At 41.8% G+C, this 19,791-nt stretch carries 19 protein-coding genes; 1 reads left to right on the top strand and 18 read right to left on the bottom strand.

Going from position 1 to position 19,791, the window contains the following annotated elements; all coding sequences use genetic code 11:
* Positions 1–14 precede the first annotated feature (14 nt).
* From ACZ5GY_RS07605 to ACZ5GY_RS07620, 4 genes are read right to left on the bottom strand one after another with little or no spacing between them, the layout of a single operon-like run.
* Entirely contained in the window at positions 15–1,433 is a 1,419-nt protein-coding gene (locus ACZ5GY_RS07605; RefSeq protein ID WP_213699646.1) for a LysM peptidoglycan-binding domain-containing protein, read from the bottom strand.
* A 35-nt stretch (positions 1,434–1,468) separates the two neighbouring features.
* The gene (gene rho / locus ACZ5GY_RS07610; RefSeq protein WP_374047594.1) at positions 1,469–2,851 is read right to left on the bottom strand and encodes a transcription termination factor Rho; all 1,383 of its coding nucleotides are present in this window, start codon (positions 2,849–2,851) and stop codon (positions 1,469–1,471) included.
* A complete protein-coding gene (fsa, locus tag ACZ5GY_RS07615; RefSeq protein ID WP_213695406.1) occupies positions 2,841–3,500 on the bottom strand; it encodes a fructose-6-phosphate aldolase in 660 nt (219 codons plus the stop codon). Before fsa ends, rho begins: the two co-directional genes overlap by 11 nt.
* Before the next feature lie 31 nt (positions 3,501–3,531).
* On the bottom strand, positions 3,532–3,987 hold the full coding sequence (locus ACZ5GY_RS07620) for a hypothetical protein (protein WP_213695407.1): 456 nt from the start codon (positions 3,985–3,987) through the stop codon (positions 3,532–3,534).
* Between the two features lie 154 nt (positions 3,988–4,141).
* Between ACZ5GY_RS07620 and ACZ5GY_RS07625 the strand changes: the two genes are divergently transcribed.
* Positions 4,142–4,639 (top strand): ECF transporter S component, encoded by a 498-nt coding sequence (locus tag ACZ5GY_RS07625; protein ID WP_307879832.1) that lies wholly within the window; start codon positions 4,142–4,144, stop codon positions 4,637–4,639.
* On the opposite strand, the gene ACZ5GY_RS07630 is transcribed toward ACZ5GY_RS07625, so the two are convergent.
* The 14 genes from ACZ5GY_RS07630 to ACZ5GY_RS07695 form a co-directional block, all read right to left on the bottom strand.
* Positions 4,596–5,474: a DUF4392 domain-containing protein gene (locus ACZ5GY_RS07630; protein WP_464111719.1), complete on the bottom strand. Its 879-nt coding sequence runs from the start codon at positions 5,472–5,474 to the stop codon at positions 4,596–4,598. The genes ACZ5GY_RS07625 and ACZ5GY_RS07630 overlap by 44 nt on opposite strands.
* A 2-nt stretch (positions 5,475–5,476) precedes the next feature.
* A complete protein-coding gene (pfkA, locus tag ACZ5GY_RS07635) occupies positions 5,477–6,436 on the bottom strand; it encodes a 6-phosphofructokinase (RefSeq protein ID WP_464111720.1) in 960 nt (319 codons plus the stop codon).
* Between the two features lie 79 nt (positions 6,437–6,515).
* A complete protein-coding gene (locus ACZ5GY_RS07640; protein WP_464111721.1) occupies positions 6,516–7,262 on the bottom strand; it encodes a hypothetical protein in 747 nt (248 codons plus the stop codon).
* A gap of 123 nt (positions 7,263–7,385) precedes the next feature.
* Positions 7,386–8,852 (bottom strand): S-layer homology domain-containing protein, encoded by a 1,467-nt coding sequence (locus ACZ5GY_RS07645; protein WP_464111722.1) that lies wholly within the window; start codon positions 8,850–8,852, stop codon positions 7,386–7,388.
* A gap of 294 nt (positions 8,853–9,146) precedes the next feature.
* Positions 9,147–10,358 carry an O-antigen ligase family protein gene (locus ACZ5GY_RS07650; RefSeq protein ID WP_307879828.1) on the bottom strand — a complete coding sequence of 404 codons (1,212 nt, stop codon included), beginning with the start codon at positions 10,356–10,358 and terminating at the stop codon, positions 9,147–9,149.
* 17 nt (positions 10,359–10,375) lie between these two features.
* Positions 10,376–11,341 carry a glycosyltransferase family 9 protein gene (locus tag ACZ5GY_RS07655; RefSeq protein ID WP_307879827.1) on the bottom strand — a complete coding sequence of 322 codons (966 nt, stop codon included), beginning with the start codon at positions 11,339–11,341 and terminating at the stop codon, positions 10,376–10,378.
* Entirely contained in the window at positions 11,338–12,351 is a 1,014-nt protein-coding gene (locus ACZ5GY_RS07660; protein WP_464111723.1) for a glycosyltransferase family 9 protein, read from the bottom strand. The genes ACZ5GY_RS07655 and ACZ5GY_RS07660 overlap by 4 nt, the downstream gene beginning before the upstream one ends.
* The gene (locus ACZ5GY_RS07665) at positions 12,341–13,420 is read right to left on the bottom strand and encodes a glycosyltransferase family 4 protein (RefSeq protein ID WP_213690984.1); all 1,080 of its coding nucleotides are present in this window, start codon (positions 13,418–13,420) and stop codon (positions 12,341–12,343) included. The genes ACZ5GY_RS07660 and ACZ5GY_RS07665 overlap by 11 nt, the downstream gene beginning before the upstream one ends.
* Before the next feature lie 20 nt (positions 13,421–13,440).
* Positions 13,441–14,457, bottom strand: coding sequence for a glycosyltransferase family 4 protein (locus ACZ5GY_RS07670; protein ID WP_213690985.1), 1,017 nt, complete (start codon positions 14,455–14,457; stop codon positions 13,441–13,443).
* Positions 14,454–15,575, bottom strand: a complete 1,122-nt coding sequence (locus ACZ5GY_RS07675; protein WP_464111724.1) for an ELM1/GtrOC1 family putative glycosyltransferase — start codon at positions 15,573–15,575, stop codon at positions 14,454–14,456. The genes ACZ5GY_RS07670 and ACZ5GY_RS07675 overlap by 4 nt, the downstream gene beginning before the upstream one ends.
* 24 nt (positions 15,576–15,599) lie before the next feature.
* Positions 15,600–16,325: a 3-deoxy-manno-octulosonate cytidylyltransferase gene (gene kdsB, locus ACZ5GY_RS07680; protein WP_213699655.1), complete on the bottom strand. Its 726-nt coding sequence runs from the start codon at positions 16,323–16,325 to the stop codon at positions 15,600–15,602.
* Positions 16,326–16,327: 2 nt separating this feature from the next.
* A complete protein-coding gene (locus ACZ5GY_RS07685; RefSeq protein ID WP_307879824.1) occupies positions 16,328–17,563 on the bottom strand; it encodes a hypothetical protein in 1,236 nt (411 codons plus the stop codon).
* A complete protein-coding gene (locus ACZ5GY_RS07690) occupies positions 17,533–18,738 on the bottom strand; it encodes a 3-deoxy-D-manno-octulosonic acid transferase (RefSeq protein ID WP_464111725.1) in 1,206 nt (401 codons plus the stop codon). Before ACZ5GY_RS07690 ends, ACZ5GY_RS07685 begins: the two co-directional genes overlap by 31 nt.
* 43 nt (positions 18,739–18,781) lie before the next feature.
* A complete protein-coding gene (locus ACZ5GY_RS07695) occupies positions 18,782–19,789 on the bottom strand; it encodes a KpsF/GutQ family sugar-phosphate isomerase (protein WP_213690989.1) in 1,008 nt (335 codons plus the stop codon).
* Positions 19,790–19,791: the final 2 nt, after the last annotated feature.

Below are 19,791 nucleotides of genomic sequence, written 5' to 3' on the forward strand. Positions count from 1 at the left end.
ATGGGGCCCGAAGCCTATCGAAGCACCTTTAAGGGATTAATAGGACTGTTATTTTTACGCACTTCAAAATGAAGATGAGGTCCAGTTGCACGACCGGTAGCACCAACATAAGCAATAACTTGTCCCTGATTAACTCGCTGTCCTTTTCTTACAGCCAACTTGGAACAGTGAGCATATAAAGTAGAATAACTTCCTCCATGGCTTAAAACAACAACTCGCCCGTATCCACCCATCCAACCAGAATACACGACTCTGCCATCTTTTGCAGCGCGAATACGATAACCACGAGAAGCCTTTATATCAATACCCGTATGGAAACTTTTACGTCGAGTAATTGGATGACGACGCCAGCCAAAAGGACTGTTAATACGCCCTACAACAGGCCACCTAAAAGACCTCGAATACGAAGAACTTCCAGATGAAGAGCCCCTACCAGAAGCATTCAATACTGAAACCTCTGGGCGAGCTTCAGGAAGGAATAGTTCTTCTCCTACTTTTAAAACACTTAGATCTACTCGAGATTCATTTATTTCTTTGGTCTTTTCCATGGAGATTTGGAATTTTTTAACGATAGTAGCCAATGTATCTCCCTTTTTTACCGTGTAGAAAATTCCATCTTGGTTAGGAATTCGCAACTCTTTTCCCGGTTTCAAAACATTGGGGTCTCTTAAATCATTACTTCCAAAAAGTGTGTCTATTTCAAGGTTAAATGTGTTAGAAATAGACCACAAACTATCGCCGTTAACAACAGTATATTTTTTTATTTCAAGAGGCTTTACTCTATTTCTTTTTTCTGCTAGCTTTGCCTTTCGTGCTTTTACTTCCTCCAAAACCACCTCTACTTTATCTACAGAATGAGGAATGAGGAGTTTTTGGTTTTCCATTAAACGATTAGGGTTTTTTAATTCGTTAGCACGAGCAATATCCTCTGCAGTTACGTTATAACGAGAGGCAATGTCAATAAGTGTTTCCCCTGTTTTTACAGTATATTCTTCCCACTCCGTCTTCACTTCGGAAAGAACGACATCACCGCCACTACTTTCTGCATTTTCAGCAGCTTTCGCAGATACATAATCTACATTGGGATCAACGTCATCAGTAGCATCGGAACTCTCTCCTTCTGCCATAAGGACAGAATCCTCTGCGCTAGAAAGAGCTTCTCCCTCAGGAAGGGGACCTATTCCTAAAGTTTCGCTATTTACATCCGTTTCATTTGCAACTGCTCCAGACATATCAATAACAACAAAACCAGCTGGAACTCGCCCTTCTTCTGAATCATCACTACCTTGAAGATTTCCCCAGGCCACTCCTGCGGAACGATTACTTGCACAAACAGTAAGAAAGATAGCCGTACTGAACATAAGAAGCATTACTATCATAAAGCCCATACGGCCTGATTTAGAATGGGTACCTTGGGCTGGAGAATCCTTCATACTCGTCCCTCCTTAAACACTCCCACTACTCTATACTACGCCATCTTAATGGTCAACAGGAAATCTTTATTCGTTGGCGATTTCTTCAATTTATCTATAATTAAAGATAGAGCTCCAGCTTCATCAACATTAACCATTCTTCGTCGTAATAACCAGATACGGCTCAAGTCTTCCTCAGGCATAAGCAATTCTTCTCTTCGTGTTCCAGACTTTGTAATATCCACAGCTGGGAATATACGCTGTTCGGAAAGTTTTCTTGAAAGATGAAGTTCCATATTTCCTGTTCCTTTAAACTCTTCATATATTACGTCATCCATACGACTGCCTGTATCAACTAAGGCCGTACCAATAATAGTGAGACTTCCGCCTTCTTCTATATTACGCGCAGCTCCGAAAAATCGCTTAGGGAAATAAAGTGCTGCTGGATCCATACCGCCTGACAAGGTACGACCAGATGGCGGAACAACAAGGTTGGAAGCACGTGCGAGTCTAGTAATGGAATCGAGAAGCAATACGACATCTTTCCCCGTTTCAACGAGTCTCTTCGCCTTTTCTAAAGTAAGATTTGCTACTCGTAAATGTTCTTCGGCAGGACGATCAAATGTAGACGCTATGATTTCACCATCTACTGAACGAGCCATATCTGTAACCTCTTCTGGGCGTTCGTCTATCAGCAAAACCATAAGTATTATGTCAGGGTGATTAACTGTTACGGCATTCGCAATTTTCTTTAATACCGTTGTTTTGCCTGCTTTCGGGGGAGAAACTAAAAGAGCACGTTGCCCTTTTCCCACAGGGGCAAAAAGATCTATCAATCGAGTTGATATTTCTTTGGGGTCTGTTTCTAACGTTAATCTTGAATCGGGGAATATTGGTGTCAATGCGCCAAAATGAGGACGTCTGCGTGCTGCTTCAGGGTCTGCAAAATTTACCATTTCCACCCGTAAGAGGGCCTCATAATGCTCCTGTTCCTTGGGAGGTCTTACCATTCCCCAAACAACATCTCCATTACGCAAACCGAAACGACGAATCTGAGAAGCTGAAACATAGATGTCATGATCGCTTGGCAAGAGTCCTTTAGGCCTTAAAAAACCATACCCTTCATTCAATATTTCAAGGGTTCCTCCACCAAAACGGTAATTAAGTTGCTCAGCTTGCGTAGTAAGAATAGCAATGATGAGGTCATCTTTACGGAGAGAGGAAAATCCGGTTACACCAATATCTTTTGCAATTTTTCTAAGTTCTGTTATGAGCTGAGATGAGAGTTTCGCGTAATTATATCGTGGTCTAGGTACAGATTTCACCTCAGCCACCTCAACCTCTGCCTCTTCTTCGGTCTCATTGACCTCGGGTACTTCATTTTCTGTATTAATGGGTTTATCTATCATGTTATTTTCCGAATTCTGATTATCTGTCATGGCTTTTACGATACCCCTCCCAATCTGAAATAAATTGCTGCAGGCCTTTTTCAGTCAAGGGATGATAAAACATCTGTTTCATCACTTTAAAAGGCACCGTTGCAATATGTGCACCAGCCATCGCTACCTCAGAAACATGGGCAGGATGACGGACGCTGGCCGCTATTATCTTTGTTTCTATACAATGAATATGGAATAAATCAGCTATATCTTGCACAAGACCGCTACCATCTTCGCCAATATCATCAAGACGGCCCACAAAAGGACTCACGTAACTCGCTCCGGCGGCAGCAGCTAAAAGCGCTTGTTGAGGAGAGAAGACAAGAGTTACATTTGTAGGAATATTATCATGGGAAAGAACTCTTACCGCCCCCATCCCCTCTTGTGTCATAGGGATTTTTACTACTATATTCGGGGAAATAGAGGCGAGCTGACGACCTTCATTAATCATTCCATCTGTATCAATCGCAATAACCTCGGCACTCACTGGACCATTTATAATACCTGTAATGGTTTTAATTAACTCTTGAAACTCTACGTTCCCCTCTCTCGCTATAAGAGAAGGATTTGTTGTCACTCCTGAAATAACTCCCCACGCTGCAGCCTGTCTTAACTCATCAAGGTTGGCTGTATCAAGGAAAAACTGCACATACATCCCTTCTTTACTTTTTAAATTAGAGCTATTCACCTTTTATTGAATTGGAAATTTCGAAATTCAGGTTGGAATACACGGTTCCTTCATAACAAACTTGCACATCATACATGCCTATGGGTAACGGAGAACCATCTTCCCGTAAAAGGCAAAACACTTTCGATCCCTTACCTGGAGAAAGCAGAAGAACTTCAGAATAGATCAAATGATCTCCATAATACCACTTAATTCGAATATCGCTTCTTTTGCTATCAAGGCTATAGTCAAAACATAAACACAACTGGCGAACCCCCGCCATAAACTGAGTCCCTGTATGAAGAGGTCGCAGTTTTTCGTCTACTTCGTCGCAAAGCACTATGTTTTCAAGCTGGAAGGAAGAATCTGTTGCCCGTCGATTGTGTTTTACTGCCCAACAGGAAAAACCAAGAAGAAGCACAATACATGAAACCACTAAAAGGAGGAATACTCTCCCGTTCCTAGACATTATACCCATCGCCCCTCGAATATGACAAGCTTTTAAAATAAAAAAGATTTATTCAGGTCCAGAAATGCTGCAATCATTGTCAAACTGGCTCTAAAACCAGACTTAGAATCATAGTACTATATCTATACATTCCCACTAGGACGGAGCTGATCGTATGATGAAAAAAAACACTCAGGCATTTCGCGTCGCTCTCGGAGCTGTTATGGCCTCAATAGTTACAGTTGCTACTCTTATAAGTATTCCCATGCCTGGATTTCGCCTCTATTTTAACATGGGAGAAGGAGTGATCTACACTATTGCTCTTATTTTCGGGCCACGATATGGTGCCTTATGCGGAGGTATCGGAGCATCTCTCGCTGATCTCATTCTAGGTTACCCTTTATGGGCCCCCTTCACTCTCATAATTAAAGGCACTGAAGGTTTTATAACTGGTAAATTACGCGAAAAAAACAAAATACTAGCCATAACAGTAGGAGCTATTGTTATGATTATCGGCTATACGAGTATGGCTACATTACTCTATGGAGTTCAGGCAGCACCGGTAGAATTTGCAACTGACATTACACAAACAGGAATAGGGGCACTTCTTGCATTACTTCTTGCTCCTCTTATTGAAAAACGCCTGAAGCCCTTTCTTCTTTCAAATTCATAGACTTTCTCCACCAGTTATACAATGACTCAACAATCCGAATATGCACATCAAGAGGGAAGCTATCTATGGAAAGCTCCCTCTTTTTTGTTACACCGTCAACAGCCCCCGCCTCATAAAGTGCGGCTAGAAGCTTTTCTTCTTCTTCGGAAGTTTGACCTAGCCATTGAGATTCATAAAGAGAAAGTAATGCTGCCAGGGCGTATCCTCCCCAACTCGACACATCAACTGGCAATGTTACATCTGCTGAAACAATTGATAGGGAATCTTTAAATTCAGGCAACAATCGTGAAAGTTCAGGGAAGAAAGCTCCCATTCCGGCCTCGTTACCTCCATCTCCCACTGCAAGTACTGATACTTTATTTTTTAAAGCATGCGTAACAGCATCATCTAAAGGTGCAGTCCACTGTGAAATATCCTTGCCCCGCATATTATGATAACAACCTGAAGAATTTTTACCTAATCGTTCAATATACACGAAAGCATCAAAGAAATCTGATGTCAATATTTCTTCAGATGTCGACACTGCTACTATGTCTGGCCCATTGATAGCCTGACTCGCAGCCTTCACCACAGAGTAACATAACGGATCAGTAAAAAGAGTGACATTACGTTTAGAACGTGCAAGAGCGCGTCCTAAAACGACAGCCCCTGAAGGACCATCTGTCTCAGGGGCGTCAGCTGAGGGAACATAGAAGCCCGTAACAATAGCAAGGGAAGAAGAAGCCACTAAAAGATCAAGAGCCCGACTCCAAAGTTCTGGCGCACAAAGGAGGGAGACTCGTCTTGCTGCCCTGTCTGAGGCAACAAGAGAACAAAGTTCTTTAATTTCGATCATCGTTATATACTCAACTTTTCAACAAGTTCCAATTTCTCTGGACTCAGTATTTTTCTAGTTTGCCATGAAGCGGATAGAGGCGACAGAGTCATTTGATGAGCCACCGTACCTATCATCATTCCTTTATGCCCTTCAAGTAAAGATTCAACTGCAAAGGAGCCCATACGAGAAGCAAGAATCGCATCAAAGGAAGTTGGACTCCCACCCCGCTGAATATATCCCAAAACAGTTATTCGCGCATCATACCCAGCCGTATCCTGAAGTTTATTTTTAAGATCCGCCGCAGACATAGCCCCTTCTGCAACAATAATAAGGGAATGCGTTTTACCGCGAGACCGCGTATCGTGAAGTTTATCGCAAAGGCGACCAAGGCTAAATGTAAGTTCTGGCACAACGACATATTCGGCACCGCTAGCAACAGCAACTTCAAGAGCGATAAAGCCCGCTTCACGCCCCATAACTTCCACAATAAAGAGCCGATCGTGACTACTCGCTGTATCACGAAGCTTCTTCACAGCTTCAAGGGCCGTATTGACAGCTGTATCGAAACCTATTGTTTCATCCGTTCCAGCAACATCATTATCAATGGTTCCCGGTACACCTATTACGGGAAAACCTTTCAAATGAAGATTTTGTGCGCCGCGAAAAGATCCATCGCCTCCGATAACAACAAGACCATTAATTCCCGAATTCTTAAGTTGGTAGAGCGCCCTATTGAGGCCATCCTCCGTTTTAAAACGTTCACTACGAGCCGTTTTAAGAATAGTTCCACCTCTATGGATAATTCCTCCCACAGAAGACCTGTTCAGAGGAGCAAATTCGCCATCAATGAGCCCCTCAAAACCTCGCATTACACCAATAGCCTCAAGACGATGATAAATGGCTGTTCGCACCACTGCCCGAATAGCCGCGTTCATTCCAGGAGCGTCTCCTCCGCTGGTAAGCACTGCAACCCTTTTCACGTCTTCTCTTCCTCCTCTAAAAAATACGCAAAAAATAAAAAAAGGACGGCAAAGCCGTCCTTGTATTGTCACATAAAAACTACTGTCGTTGCAACTCTTCCACTCGCTTTTGTACCTGTTGCAACTCACTTTCTACTTCAGCTAATTTTCCCTCAAGCTCTTTCTTCTGATCATTCAGCTTCTCAAGTCGCTTAATAAGCCGATCAAGCTCTAATCGAGCAGCTGCCTTACCTGTGTAGAGTTTTTCAGGATTATCATCAACTACATCCCAAATATAATCTATAGTTTTCCCCATAGTTATAGGACTGACATTTCCATTAATAGCAAGGCGTATCGACTTAACACCCTGGAGTACAGGCTTTCCCTTTTCATCATATCTCGGGAAATAAATAAATCCATCGCGCTTACCCTGAAGCTTGAAGTTGAATCTTTTATCATAATCAACTGGCTGTAATTTTTTCTTGCCCACCCACAATGTTATATGGTCACTAAAAGGAGCCATATGCATCGCCGGTCCTCTGTTATCAATGGCAACGAAAATAGGGATATATGCATTTAAATTTAAAGTCTTCAACAACTGATACTTATATTGCTCTGTTTCATCAGCTGTCCATAAATTTTTTTCGGCTTCGCTCTGAACCAAAGCATCTACGTATTCTGAAGCATAATACGTAGCTGTTACCCACATCTCACTCCCGATATCATTTTCATAATGATTCGTTTTTGCCCAACGACTCAGAATTTTTTCATTGGCAAAGCCAGGGGAAGTTATCCCAAGGATAAATATCGAACATAAAACTGTTAAAAGGAATTGTCTCAATTTCACGGATAGTCCCTCCTCAAGTTATGTAGCAAACTGAGGGTTATTATACACTGCAATAAGATATGAAAAAAGGGGAACCCAAATTGGGTTCCCCTTTTTACTAATCAATACCTGTTTTAACTAGACTTAGAATACCACGTGAGTACGAAGTCTGATTACGTTATCGTCAACACCAGCGTCTGTCATGCTATTTTCAATTTTATCATAGAGAAGCTCGAAAGAAAGAGCTGGTGTGTAGTAATACTTCACACCGAATGTCCAGTTGGTGGTGTCATCAACGGCAACACCGGTGTCACGAGCGTCACCGCTCAAATAGCGCTGGAATGTGCTCCACTTATCGTTCCACTTCTGGTTCAACTTAACGAAAAGGATATTGTTGTAAGCGCCAAGATTTGTATCAGTTACGGTGCCATAATTATCCCAAGGACCAGCGGTGAAAGCTTCGAAATTATCGTCAAAGTCTGTATACTCAACCCAAACAGAAGTAAAGCCAAGAGCTTCCTGCTTTACGTCAACGATAGCCTGCCATGCTGCGGGTTTTTCTTCACCAACAACATTTTTGCCAAGGTCTTCTTTATAGTAAGCACCTCGAACTGCCCAGTTATCGTTGAAGTTTACGCCAAGAGCTGCCCACCATACAGAAGCATCATCTCCATCGGTTACAGCAGCGTCGCCTTCTTCAAGTTTAGCGAGAATATAGTTTCCAGACATCCAGAAGTTCTCGTTAAAGTTGAATTTTACACGAGCACCATACTCAGCAAGCTCATCTGTGTTGTAGAATACGCTGGGAACGACAGAAGAATCGTCTTCCTCTTTTACACTGTCCATACGGGAAGCATAAACCGCAAACTCACCCATGCTGAAAGGTTTAGCAAAATAGAAACCTTTATGAGCTCTATCAGTGAACCATGCATCATTATCGGTGTAAAGGCCATCATCATCCTGCCAATCCATGCTCCAAAGACCGGCTTTCATGGCAATATCCCATGGGAAGGCAACATCAATCCAGTAATACTCCCAACGCATATCTGAACGCTGGTTAGCCCAATCAACGCTCTTGCCAAGACGAGCAGTGAATTTCACTTTATCGTCAACTTTTTTGCTCATCCAGATACGGTAACGATTCAAATTAAAATCGGTATCTCCATTATTCGTGTAAAGGCCGCCTTTTTTGTCGGCAAACTTCGCATCAAAACGGAACTCGCCCCAGAATTTCCAGCCGCCAAGGTTCTCTTCAAGAACAGCTACTCTGCTGTCAAGTTTGTCAACCTTTACGCCAAGAGCGTCAAGTTCGTCTTTAAACTCAACAACGAGTTTCTTAAGCATCTCAACATCCTGTTTGCTGGCTTTGTTCATATCAACAACAGCCAGTGCACGGGCTACGAGAGAAGCCATTTCATAACGGGTCATGGGCTGGTTTCCTTTGTAGGAACCATCAGGATAACCGGAAACTACGCCACGAGCGGCAAGCTGACCTACTGCATCATAGGCCCAGTGATTCATAGGTACATCCATGAAAGGATTAGCGGCAAATGCCGGTGCGGCAAATGCAACCAATGCTACTACTGCTACAAGTGCAAGCATTTTTTTCATATTAGTGCAACCCCCTTGGTTGTCTTTTTGTATTTTTGCGGGATTACACACTTTCGAGAAAGACATTGATAGAAGTTTCCTCGTTTCCTTCTTTTGTCTTTTATCTAAAATGTGTTTTCTCCGCCTTCAACATCCGCTCCCTCTTTATGGCCGGGGGTCGTCGGCACCTCCTTTCCTGCCTTCTGAGATACTCACGGATGAACGAAGCACTGTGATGAACCAAGTCAAATTGTCAAAGGACTCAGTAATTTCGCTGACTATGCTATCGTGAAATTCATTTTATGGGAATAGGGCTTAAGCCCTAAATATACGATCCCTGCGTTGCAAGCCAAAGCCAAGCACAGACCAAAATAAAACAGCTGCCTTATATCTGAAAGAAAAGACATCACCTGCAATACTGTATATAAGGATTAATATTATGGTAACCCAACAGACAAGAAAAAGCCAACGCCACTTATCGCCAGACTGTCTAAACCTATAAAACATATTTTTTAAGGCCGTTAGAAATAAAAACAGTACTCCTAAAAGTGTTGGAATTCCACCATATATGGCAAGATTGAAGTACATATTATGTGCATCAGCAATTTTTATTCGATTTTGGGGAACACATTTTCTTCGTATCGCATCAAATTCTTCATGAAATTTTCCCCACCCCCAACCAGAAAGGGGTTTTTCTTTTATCATATAGTAGGAAACTTTCCAAATATCCGACCTTTTTGTTGTTAACATACTCATATCATTAAAACTTGTTATTTGCTTAATTTCCCGAAGAAAACGATTTGAGACTTGATGAAAAGTTGAATTTCCTGAAATATAGCCAACGGAAGCAATAAGTATAAACATTAAGAAGAAAAGCCCCGTTACTTTCCTGACACGCCGATCAAAATAGAGGAGTAATAATAAGGCAATACTGCATGATCCCCATGCTGCGGTGGTAAAACTCATAACTAAGCTTAAAAACACTAAAAGGGCAACGAGAACATAACCAACTCGTTTTATTGGCATCATTTTTGCGAAATTATTACTTCCGGGATATAAAAGTGCAAAGGGGAAAATGATGCAAATATAAATTCCAAGAGAATTAATATTTGAGAAAAGACCTTCGCCTAACGGGGATTGGAGTATTTCATAAAAAGAATAAGCTAGAGTAAGAATAATCGTTGCGTACCAAATGCGTACCCAACGTGTTATGTTTTTTTCTTTTTTCAAAACATAAGCAGCGAGCCAACAAGCGAAAAGAAACTCCACAAGCATAGAGAATCCTCGCCCCCATGCGTTAAGGTCATGTTTCGCAATCCACGTTCCAACCCCTCCCCATAACAATAATCCTATACATACATAAGATACTGTTTTTTCAAACACAGGAGGAATCGGCTCTTTTCGCACAATTTTTATTGCAAAGCCAACCAATGCAACTAACCAGCCAAAATATCGCGGAACAGGCCCCCATGGAGACCAAAATAAAGACCATAAAAAGCCATACTCAATCATGCGATCTGCAACCATGACAACGCTCCTTTGTTTTAAGCTCTTTTGTGAATAATCTCGCGCGCAACATCAAAAATCTCTAGGGGGTTTAATGTTTTCATACAAGGAGATGTGCAATCCCAATTCTGGCATCCCAGATGAGGACAATTAACTGTAATAAAGACTATATCTTTATATCCCGCATCCCAAGGATCAGTGGGACCGAAGAGACCTATAGTAGAAGTTCCTATAGCTTCTGCTAAATGCAAAGGACCAGTATCTCCACCTAAAGCGACAGCAGCAACAGAGCACGCAGCGCCCATTTCTAAAAATGATAATTTTCCTATTAAATTTTTAACACGTTTGTTTGTTGTGGATGAACATATTGTCTGTCCCCAGTCTTCTTCTAATTCTCCATGGCCTATAAGAAAGGGAATAACATTTAAGTCAGTAAGTAGATTCAAAAATTCAATCCAGTTCGCCACTGGCCAGCATTTTTCAGGTTTACTTGCCCCAATAATACACAAGATTAAGGGGAGATCAGGAGAACTCAAAAGCAATTTAACCCGTTTTTTTGCTTCTTCTGGCACAAAGATTCTTGGTTTTTCAAGAACGTTTGTATCTATCCCCAAAAAGGCAAGGGCATCTTGAACAAAAAAATTATGAACATATGGGAACCAGGCGTGCCAACCTATCCTTTGAGAAGCTCTTGAGAAAAGGGTCATGACCAAAGCTCTGTCAGAACGCTGTAAATCCAAAACAATATCGAACTTACATCTCCTTATCTCTAGTAACAACTTAGCAAAGCCAATATTTCCTTGGGAACGATCCCAAACAATAATTTCGTCTACGAAAGGTTGAGATGCTACTAGCTCCCTGTAGGGGGAACAAACAAGCCATGTAATATAGAGATGCGGATTTTTCCTTTTTAACTCTCTGACTGCACCAAATTTAGAGATAACATCACCAAAAGAGCTATAAGCTATAACAAGCATTCGCCCCGCTAAGTTTAATTCTCTCATTTTTCTGAATCCCGCTGGCTCTCTGACAAGACATCATCGCATGCGTTCATTACAGTATCAACAGGTAATCTAGAAAGGCAACTTCCTACGCCTTGCTTACATTTTTTCCCTTGGATACAAGGAGCACATGAAACAGGCGGAATAACAACTCGATGGATTGTCCCCCACGGACCATTTATCTGTGGTAGAGATGGCCCATAGATGCCAACCACAGGAACTGAAAGAGCAGCAGCCATATGGAGCGGTCCTGTATCATTTGAAACAACCAAATTAGCACATGAAAGCCACGCCCCCAAAGTGCTTAATGCCAGCTTTTTTGATAAATCTATCCCCTTTTCGCCAACAGCGTCAAGCACAGAAGCAGCTATTTTTTGTTCTTGATCGCTATAACCTATTACACCAATATAGGCATTGTAACGTTCGACAAGTTTTTCCCCCAGATTAGCATAATGTCCCCATGGCCATCTTTTAGCGGAATCGGCCCCTGGATTAAGGACAAAAAAAGGATTCCCTTTCAATTTTTCTTTCAAAAATGTCGTAACATTATTTTTTTGAAAAGAAGAGATATGGAGTCGCATATTACGATATAACAACGGAACACCCAAAGATGAAAAAAAATAAAGCCATTTCTCCACCTCATGAATTTTCTTGGGGAAGAAAAATTCGTTTACTGCAAACAGAGGAGAGTACAGAGCTCCGCTAACTAAAGGCATGAGCGTTGCTCTCAAATCGACAACAAGGTCAAATTTACCGCCTCTCATTTTTTGTACGGCCTTTAAACGACCATTGAAACCAGAAAAATCTTTTCTACGATCATACAATTCTACACTATTCCACATAGGATCTTCTTCAAACATTCCTATAATACGAGGTGGGGCCCATAAAGTGAAACTGGCATCAGGTAAAAAATGACGCAAGTTTCTAAGAGCCGCCGTAGCAAAGAGCATGTCCCCTATGCAGGAAAGTCCAATAACTAATACTCGTGAAACACGAGATACCTCAATGCGCATATTTCTCTCCCATTAATAAAGACTGATAATAATCAATACACAACAAAGAAATTTGTTCCACATCAAAAGTAGCCGCTTTTTGAATAGCACGCTTTTCTACCTCTTTTTTTCGAACTTCAGAAGAAAGCAAAACTTGATTCAAGGTGTTGGCAAGATTTTCACAATCATCGGGAGGGACAAGCCAACCATCATAATCATGATTGATAATATCATTCGGTCCCCCGTTACTTGTAGCAACACATAACAACCCTGATGCCATAGCTTCTAACAAAGAGAGACCAAAGGGTTCCGGTAGTCGCGAGGGCAAAACATAAAGGTTGGAAGCCCACAAAAAGGGACGAATATTATTAACAAAACCTAAAAAAATAATACGTGGATGGTTATTGGCCAATAATTTTAATTTATCTTCTTCCTCACCACAACCAGCCAATAATAACCATACATTTCTACTATCTTCACTGCTAATTTTCTTAAAGGCTTCAATGAGAACATCAAAACCCTTCCAACCAACAAAACGCCCTGCAGCAATGATAATAGCGTCTTCTTTTCTTATTCCATAACGATCTCTAACTATTCCAGAGTCAAAAGTAGCTGGTTTTTCATAATACTTCACCTCTACTGCATTAGGAATAACATCAATGTGTTCTTTCTGCATCCCGCTTGCTATCGCTTGTTGTTTAATATAAGAAGAGACCGCAATAGTTTTATCTATATAACGAAAATACTTCTTTTTAGGCCTTGAATCTATTGTGGCAACAACAGGAATATTATATTTTTTCCCCCAATATCCTCCTATAACTGCTGCAGAAAAAAGTCGTGTATGAATAATATCTGGCTGTATCTTTTTTAGACATTCTTCAAAACCTTTGCAGAGAAAGGGAGCCCAAGAGATACGGGGTTTGTATGTAAAAACAGTAATCCCTGCTTCAGTAAATAAGGATGACAATTGTCCTTCCAAAGGACAAGCAACAACATTATCTACATTTTTATTTTGTAGACTCTGGATTAATTGAATCCAAGGGCGGCTCCACGACAACGTCCCTTCATTTACGTAGTGCAACACCCTCATAAATATCCCTCCTGGAGAAATTAAGTAAGAATTTCTTCATAAAAATTCGCTGTATCTCGCGCCATATCTTTATGAAATGGCAATTCATGCATGAAAAACTGCTTTGTTTCTCTGGTCAAAATTATTTCTTCTAAAGCATCTTTCCACTCACTTACACTTCCCGGAGTAATCAAACATTCGGAAGAGAAAGAGAGTTCTTTCACGGGAGGTAAATCGGAGGCCAAAACCGGAACTTTCATTTGAATAGCCCTCATCAACGTAAGGCCCATCCCTTCAGACAATGAAGGGAACAGAAAACATGAACATTCTGACATCCATTGGTCTGGATTATCCTGAAAACCGTGGAAAAAGACTTTGTCCGAAAGATTATAATCAGCACACTTAATCTCAAGTTCTTGCTTAAAGGGTCCATCTCCCACAATATCTAGACGCCAGTTATTTTTCTCTCTAAAAGAACAGTCTTTCAAGGCTTCCAAGACAATATGCAGTCCTTTAAGTTTGGTTAACCGACCTACAAATAAAAAGATGAAAGGACAAGATGAAAGTTCACCCTTCCATGAGATTTTCAAGGGAGGCAGCCCATTTAAGATAACAACTCGCTTAGCAGGTAAATACTCGTCAAGATATTCATATACCCAACGACTTATACATATGGCTCCTGCTGCTTTCTTAAAAACTGCTATTCCCATATTTTTAGAATACGTAGAATGGGCAGTAACAACAAAAGGGACCCCGGAGAAACAACTTGCCCACCACGCTATCCACGCTGGAACTCTAGAATGTGCGTGAATAACATCCCACTTTTCTTGTTTCGCCCTGTTCGCGATCTTTATTGCCGCATATAGACCCGTTGCCGGATTTTTTTGATAGACAGGAAGAGCCCAATGTTCAACATTTTTTAGATTTTTCTGGAGCTTACCTCCTCCAGAAACAACCAGCACCGTATGCCCCATTTTAGATAATTCATTTGAAAGCGCAAGAACATGACGTTCAACTCCCCCCTCAGAAAATTCAGGAAGAAGCTGAATGATTTTCATTCTTTCCACCTCTTGATTATCCACAACGCTGCACGCCGTGCTTCATTAAATTCTGTCGTTCCTTTATAGTCGTTTTGTTCTTCTAAAACTTGCTGCGAATATTCCACAAGACAGCTTTTCTCTTTGAAAGCATCAAAAAGTGTGTTAAAACGTGGAATTCCCCACAAATAAAAGGGCTTGCTCATGTGTTGCAACATTCCCCTTATTCCCTTTCTATGCTCAACCCGCATTAATATAACACGATGTCCTGCTGTTACAGCCTCTGAAGCCATAGAGACAGAGTCTTCTGTACAAAAGACACGATTACAAAGCTTCATCATTCCAGGAACAGGGTTCATGGAATCTTTTGATGCCAACAACAGCATTCTAACATGAGCTTCATTACTTGTAATACGGAGTAGCTCTTCTTCCGCTTCAGAGTTCGTTCGTCTGGAAGTTGTTATATAAAGGTCAGCACATGCTCCATGTGCCGCATGAATGATAGGAACAACGTTTTCACGTATCCATTGGCTGCTAATAGAATAATTTGCGTCATCTCCACCAATAAGAAGCGCCCATCTATTCTCAGATTGAAAGGGATAAAGCAAGGCCAGTTCTTCGGCAGCTTGCTGTAACTTCTCAGGGAAAATGGAATTAGGCGCGCCTAAAGTTGGCAAAACATTATTGGCCTTCTTCGGATGATCATGCAGTGGAACAACTCCAAAATCAAAAGGTTCCGAACCTATAAAAGAAGGAGTCATTAAGGTACAACTTTTTGCACCCAAATATTTCGATAATGCGAGATTAAATGCCGCAGTCCCGCTTCCAGCTGAAATAAAAAGGGTATCGCAAGGTTTTACATTATATTGATCGAAAAGAGACTGGCACTGTTGCAATAAAGAAACAGCTCCAGCCTCTTCAAGCCAATTTCTAATTTTTTCTTTGCTCATCGACGGTAGGGCACGTCCTCCTATTTTGAGAAAACGAAACTTACGTACCCCTAAAACTTTAGGTACTTCATATTCTGTAATGACCGCGCCTATTTCTTTATGGAGCCAGCCAGCTATTCCTCTACTCTGAAAAAGATGACCTCGTATTCCATCACTCAAAATAATAACAAGGGCAGGTTGTCGATGCATGTTTGTTCTCCTTAATGATTCCGATCAGCCTAAAATACGACGCACGGCATTAAGATCTTCAAGAGTATCTACACTTGGTCCGCGATGGGATACAGCAGTCTCAACCACTTTCATCGAATACCCGTGCTCAAGTATTTTCAACTGCTCTAAAGATTCTGCCGTAGAGAGAGGCGTAGCTTCTAATTTCACATACTTCATCAAAAAGTCTTTACGGTATCCGTATATCCCTATATGTTCGTATACGGGAAGAGATGTCTTCACCCTAAAATAAGGGATTGGTGAACGGCTGAAATAAAGCGCAAAACCACGACAATCCCTTACGACTTTAACAACGTTAGGGTTACTTAAATCAGCCTCATCACAAAGAGGCGCACAAAGAGTCGCTGAAACTATATCTTCGTTTTCAGTAAGGGCTAGGGCCACTTCATCGATCATACGAGGATCGAGAAGAGGCTCATCACCCTGAATGTTAATGACGTAATCCACATTCATGTTTTCAGCAACTTCCGCCACTCTGCATGTACCATTGGGATGCTCTTTTGACGTAAGAACTGCGTTTCCGTTAAAGGCTTGCACTGCTTCTATAATCCTTTCATCGTCTGTTGCCACAATAACAGCTCCTAAAAAGGAAGAGCACTGTGCTTTTTCATAGACATGCTGTATAAGTGGTTTGCCGCAAATATCAGCAAGAGGTTTCCCCGGAAGTCGAGTTGATCCATAACGTGCAGGAATTACGCCAAGTATATTCATAGCTAAATACGATACTCCTTCGCTTTTTGAAGTAATTTTTCTCGGTCAAGGAATTTTATTTCCTTGACAATCCATTCTCTCATTGCCTTACCATCTTCTGTTTCTTGGGAATAACTCATAAAATCAAGATTTATATTGAGTTCATTCGCAACTCGCCAAGCCATAAGAGGCCAGACCTGACCAATATCTCCAATTATAGGAATACTTCCTTCATGTCTGGCAAAGGCAGACATCTCCATGCGGAAAGGTATTTTAGAAATTTTGGTCTTCGGCAATCCTTTATCGATGGCTTCCTGAATCATGGCGCTCTGCTTTTGCAGATCCTGAGCTTTTCTGAGGTTTTCATCAAGATCTATGCGAATAAGCTTCTTATCGCGCAAACTGTATGTGTGAAGACCTTTCCACCACGACCAAATGCCGTGACCTGTATAGCATTCAAAAGGACCGTCGTGAATTTCCTGAGTCAATGCTACTGCCGATTCTATAATAATATCAGCGCTTTCAAGCATACTAGCTATCCGTTTAGATCTTTCAAAAATAGAAATGCTATCTCCGATAGACATTCCGATATGGCCACTTCCTATCATCTGAGGAATGCTTACAAGTACAGGCAATCCTTTTTCGGCACCGATACCAATCATTGTCCGGCGATCAGCACCCCATCCTGCAACAAGTTCGAAGGGAAGGCCGTATGCCTTGCACACCGTCAAAATTTCAGCTGCCAAAGACTCGTTTCTTAATCCCATAGGGTAAGCCATATTACCAGCCGCTTTTAAAACAATATGACCATCAACCTCTTCGCCACGTCTCAGAAGAAGCTCATCAAGAACCATTTCCTGGCGAAGAACGTCTATTTCATAAGGGGTAAGCTGGGTAAACTCAAAAACATTCCCTCGGGGCATATATTTCTCGTCGAACCCTAACTCCGATGCATTACACATTTTCACTTTATCAAGAGCGCCAGCCATTTCGTGACCAATAACAGCAGAGCTTGTTGTAACTCCATCAATAATTCCTTTATCCATTAATTCAGCGATGAGAGTCGTAACTCCTTCATGTATATTGGGGCCACTTCCGGTAGCAACGACTATTTTGCCGCCTTTTTTCTTCACTCCCACCATAGTCTCAACGGCTTCATCTAAAGCCGTTTTCGATCTTTCATCTAACTTCTCATAAAATTGATTCAGCAGCTTTTCATTAACTTCCATTATCTCATCACCTCGCGTATTTCTCTCCATGATATTTGTGCAGCTCCCCCCACTCCCTCAAAATACTGTCTAGCTCCTCGCCGTACATCGTCTCGAAGGGAAGGGGAAAGACTTTTTATCCACCACTCCGCTATCTCTTTTGCATTATGTACTGTAATTGCGACCTTCTTCTCACCAAGAGCCCCAGCAGCTTCCGGGAAATCTTCCATATCTGGACCATGACAAATAGGGACACCGAATATCGCAGCTTCCATAAGATTCTGCCCGCCCTTCGGAACGAGACTGCCCCCTATAAAAGCACTATCGCAAATTCCATAAAGGTCAAAAAGGACTCCTATTTTATCAACAATTAAGATACTCCACTCTTTTTCTAAAGAAGACAAGCGCTCTACAGACGCAACATTTTGGGCTAACTGACTTATTGCTTCTGCCCGTTCAGGGTGGCGTGGCACAATAATAAGTCGTGCTTCAGGAACACGGGCCTTCACCAAAGAAAAAGCTTCAAGTATTATTTCGTCTTCGCCCGTATGAGTACTGCCCGCTAAAAATATGGGCTTTTTTTCTCCTATAATTTTTCTAGCCCACGAGAGATCGATGGCTTTTTGACGCAAAGCCAATGCATCAACTTTGCAATCTCCCGTAACAATAATTTTCTTTATATCTATTCCTAATGAAAGCAAATAATCGGCATCACTTTGAGCACGAACCATTAGTCGGGTAAAACAAGAAAAAATGTCCCTCCAAAATGCAGACTGCTTTTTCCCCTTTGATGATGTTGTCTCAGAAAAACGTCCGTTAACAAGAAAGGCTGGGATCTTACGCTTCGCAAGCTCTTTGAGCAAATTCGGCCAGATTTCTGTCTCTATTACGGCATAGGCACGCGGTTGCATAATATCAAGGGCACGAGAAACAATCCATGGAATATCCCAAGGATAGTAGATATGTGTTTCAAAGAGCCCGGGAGCTAGCTTAAAAGCCATTTCCCTCCCCGTAGATGTTGTAGTTGATAAGACAACGGGAATATCTTTCGAATCATTTTTCACAGCACCAAGAAGAGGCCAAGCTGACTGCACTTCGCCTACCGATACAGCATGAACCCAAAGGGGATTATGACTTAAAATTTCTTTTTTCTCGTCACTATAGAAAGCTTTACGTTCATCAAGCCCCATTTTATATTTATGAGCCAGCCATGGATAGGCCAGCATATAAGCAGCCGAAACGAGATGCCGGTATGTTGCGTATTTCAGATCAGGCCACCCCCGCTTTTAGTAGTTCATGAAGATGAATTATTCCCAGCGGTTTTTTATCCCGAACAATAACAATTACTGAAATCTCCCGCTCTTCCATAATGCGAACAGCTTCAGCTGCAAGACGCCCTGGTTCTATGGTTACTGGATTTTGAGTCATAGCGCTTGAAACATCTGATTCTAAACATTCAACACCACAACGTTCTATAAGACGACGGAGATCTCCATCCGTAAATATGCCAACTAGATGTTCCTGAGCATCGACTATTACCGTTGCCCCGTACCCCTTGCTTGTCATTTCGAATAAGGCATCGCTTACCGTAACATTTTGTTTTACTATAGGTAATTTTTGTCCCGATCCCATAACGTCTTCCACTTTGGTCAAAAGTCTCCGCCCCAAAGATCCACCTGGATGGAAAAGGGCAAAATCTTCTTCCACTAAACCACGTAATTCAGTTACCATTCCCGCTATCGCATCACCGATAGCAAGTTGAACAGTAGTACTACTTGTAGGAGCAAGATTCAACGGATCAGCTTCTCGACTTACAGCAGAGTTCAATACAATGTCGGAGTTTTTAGCAAGAGGAGATGATGTTCCTCCCGTTATCGATATCACTGGGGCCCCCAAACGTCTGAAAAAGGGCAACAGAGAGACCACCTCTTTAGTCTTACCACTATTACTTATAAAGAGGCCTACATCTTCTCTACAAACCATTCCAAGATCTCCGTGGGAAGCCTCTGCTGCGTGAAGGAAAAAAGACGGGGTTCCCAACGAAGCCAAAGTTGCCGCAATTTTCCTGCCAATAAGCCCCGACTTTCCCATACCTATAACGACAAGACGCCCTTTGCTGCAATGAATGGTTCGTGCCGCTTTCACTAACTCGATTCCCAATTCATTCGCTTTGCGTGACAGTTCTAGCGCCTCTTGCTCTAAGACATTACGGCCTATGGAAAGAAGCCGCTCATCATCAAGTTCAATTCCAGCTCGTTCTCTGGGAAGACAGACCATGC

The organism is Aminobacterium thunnarium (assembly GCF_055390565.1).

What these genes read in the sequence shown, in the direction of transcription:
- ACZ5GY_RS07620 (WP_213695407.1), bottom strand. Translation starts at nt 3,987, where the DNA reads ATGTCTAGGAACGGGAGAGTATTCCTCCTTTTAGTGGTTTCATGTATT.
- rho (WP_374047594.1), bottom strand. Translation starts at nt 2,851, where the DNA reads ATGACAGATAATCAGAATTCGGAAAATAACATGATAGATAAACCCATT.
- ACZ5GY_RS07690 (WP_464111725.1), bottom strand. Translation starts at nt 18,738, where the DNA reads ATGCTGGCCTATCCATGGCTGGCTCATAAATATAAAATGGGGCTTGAT.
- ACZ5GY_RS07645 (WP_464111722.1), bottom strand. Translation starts at nt 8,852, where the DNA reads ATGAAAAAAATGCTTGCACTTGTAGCAGTAGTAGCATTGGTTGCATTT.
- ACZ5GY_RS07625 (WP_307879832.1), top strand. Translation starts at nt 4,142, where the DNA reads ATGATGAAAAAAAACACTCAGGCATTTCGCGTCGCTCTCGGAGCTGTT.
- ACZ5GY_RS07650 (WP_307879828.1), bottom strand. Translation starts at nt 10,358, where the DNA reads ATGGTTGCAGATCGCATGATTGAGTATGGCTTTTTATGGTCTTTATTT.
- ACZ5GY_RS07685 (WP_307879824.1), bottom strand. Translation starts at nt 17,563, where the DNA reads ATGGAGAGAAATACGCGAGGTGATGAGATAATGGAAGTTAATGAAAAG.
- ACZ5GY_RS07670 (WP_213690985.1), bottom strand. Translation starts at nt 14,457, where the DNA reads ATGAAAATCATTCAGCTTCTTCCTGAATTTTCTGAGGGGGGAGTTGAA.
- kdsB (WP_213699655.1), bottom strand. Translation starts at nt 16,325, where the DNA reads ATGAATATACTTGGCGTAATTCCTGCACGTTATGGATCAACTCGACTT.
- ACZ5GY_RS07605 (WP_213699646.1), bottom strand. Translation starts at nt 1,433, where the DNA reads ATGAAGGATTCTCCAGCCCAAGGTACCCATTCTAAATCAGGCCGTATG.
- ACZ5GY_RS07675 (WP_464111724.1), bottom strand. Translation starts at nt 15,575, where the DNA reads ATGCATCGACAACCTGCCCTTGTTATTATTTTGAGTGATGGAATACGA.
- ACZ5GY_RS07660 (WP_464111723.1), bottom strand. Translation starts at nt 12,351, where the DNA reads ATGCGCATTGAGGTATCTCGTGTTTCACGAGTATTAGTTATTGGACTT.
- ACZ5GY_RS07655 (WP_307879827.1), bottom strand. Translation starts at nt 11,341, where the DNA reads ATGAGAGAATTAAACTTAGCGGGGCGAATGCTTGTTATAGCTTATAGC.
- ACZ5GY_RS07695 (WP_213690989.1), bottom strand. Translation starts at nt 19,789, where the DNA reads ATGGTCTGTCTTCCCAGAGAACGAGCTGGAATTGAACTTGATGATGAG.
- ACZ5GY_RS07665 (WP_213690984.1), bottom strand. Translation starts at nt 13,420, where the DNA reads ATGAGGGTGTTGCACTACGTAAATGAAGGGACGTTGTCGTGGAGCCGC.
- ACZ5GY_RS07630 (WP_464111719.1), bottom strand. Translation starts at nt 5,474, where the DNA reads ATGATCGAAATTAAAGAACTTTGTTCTCTTGTTGCCTCAGACAGGGCA.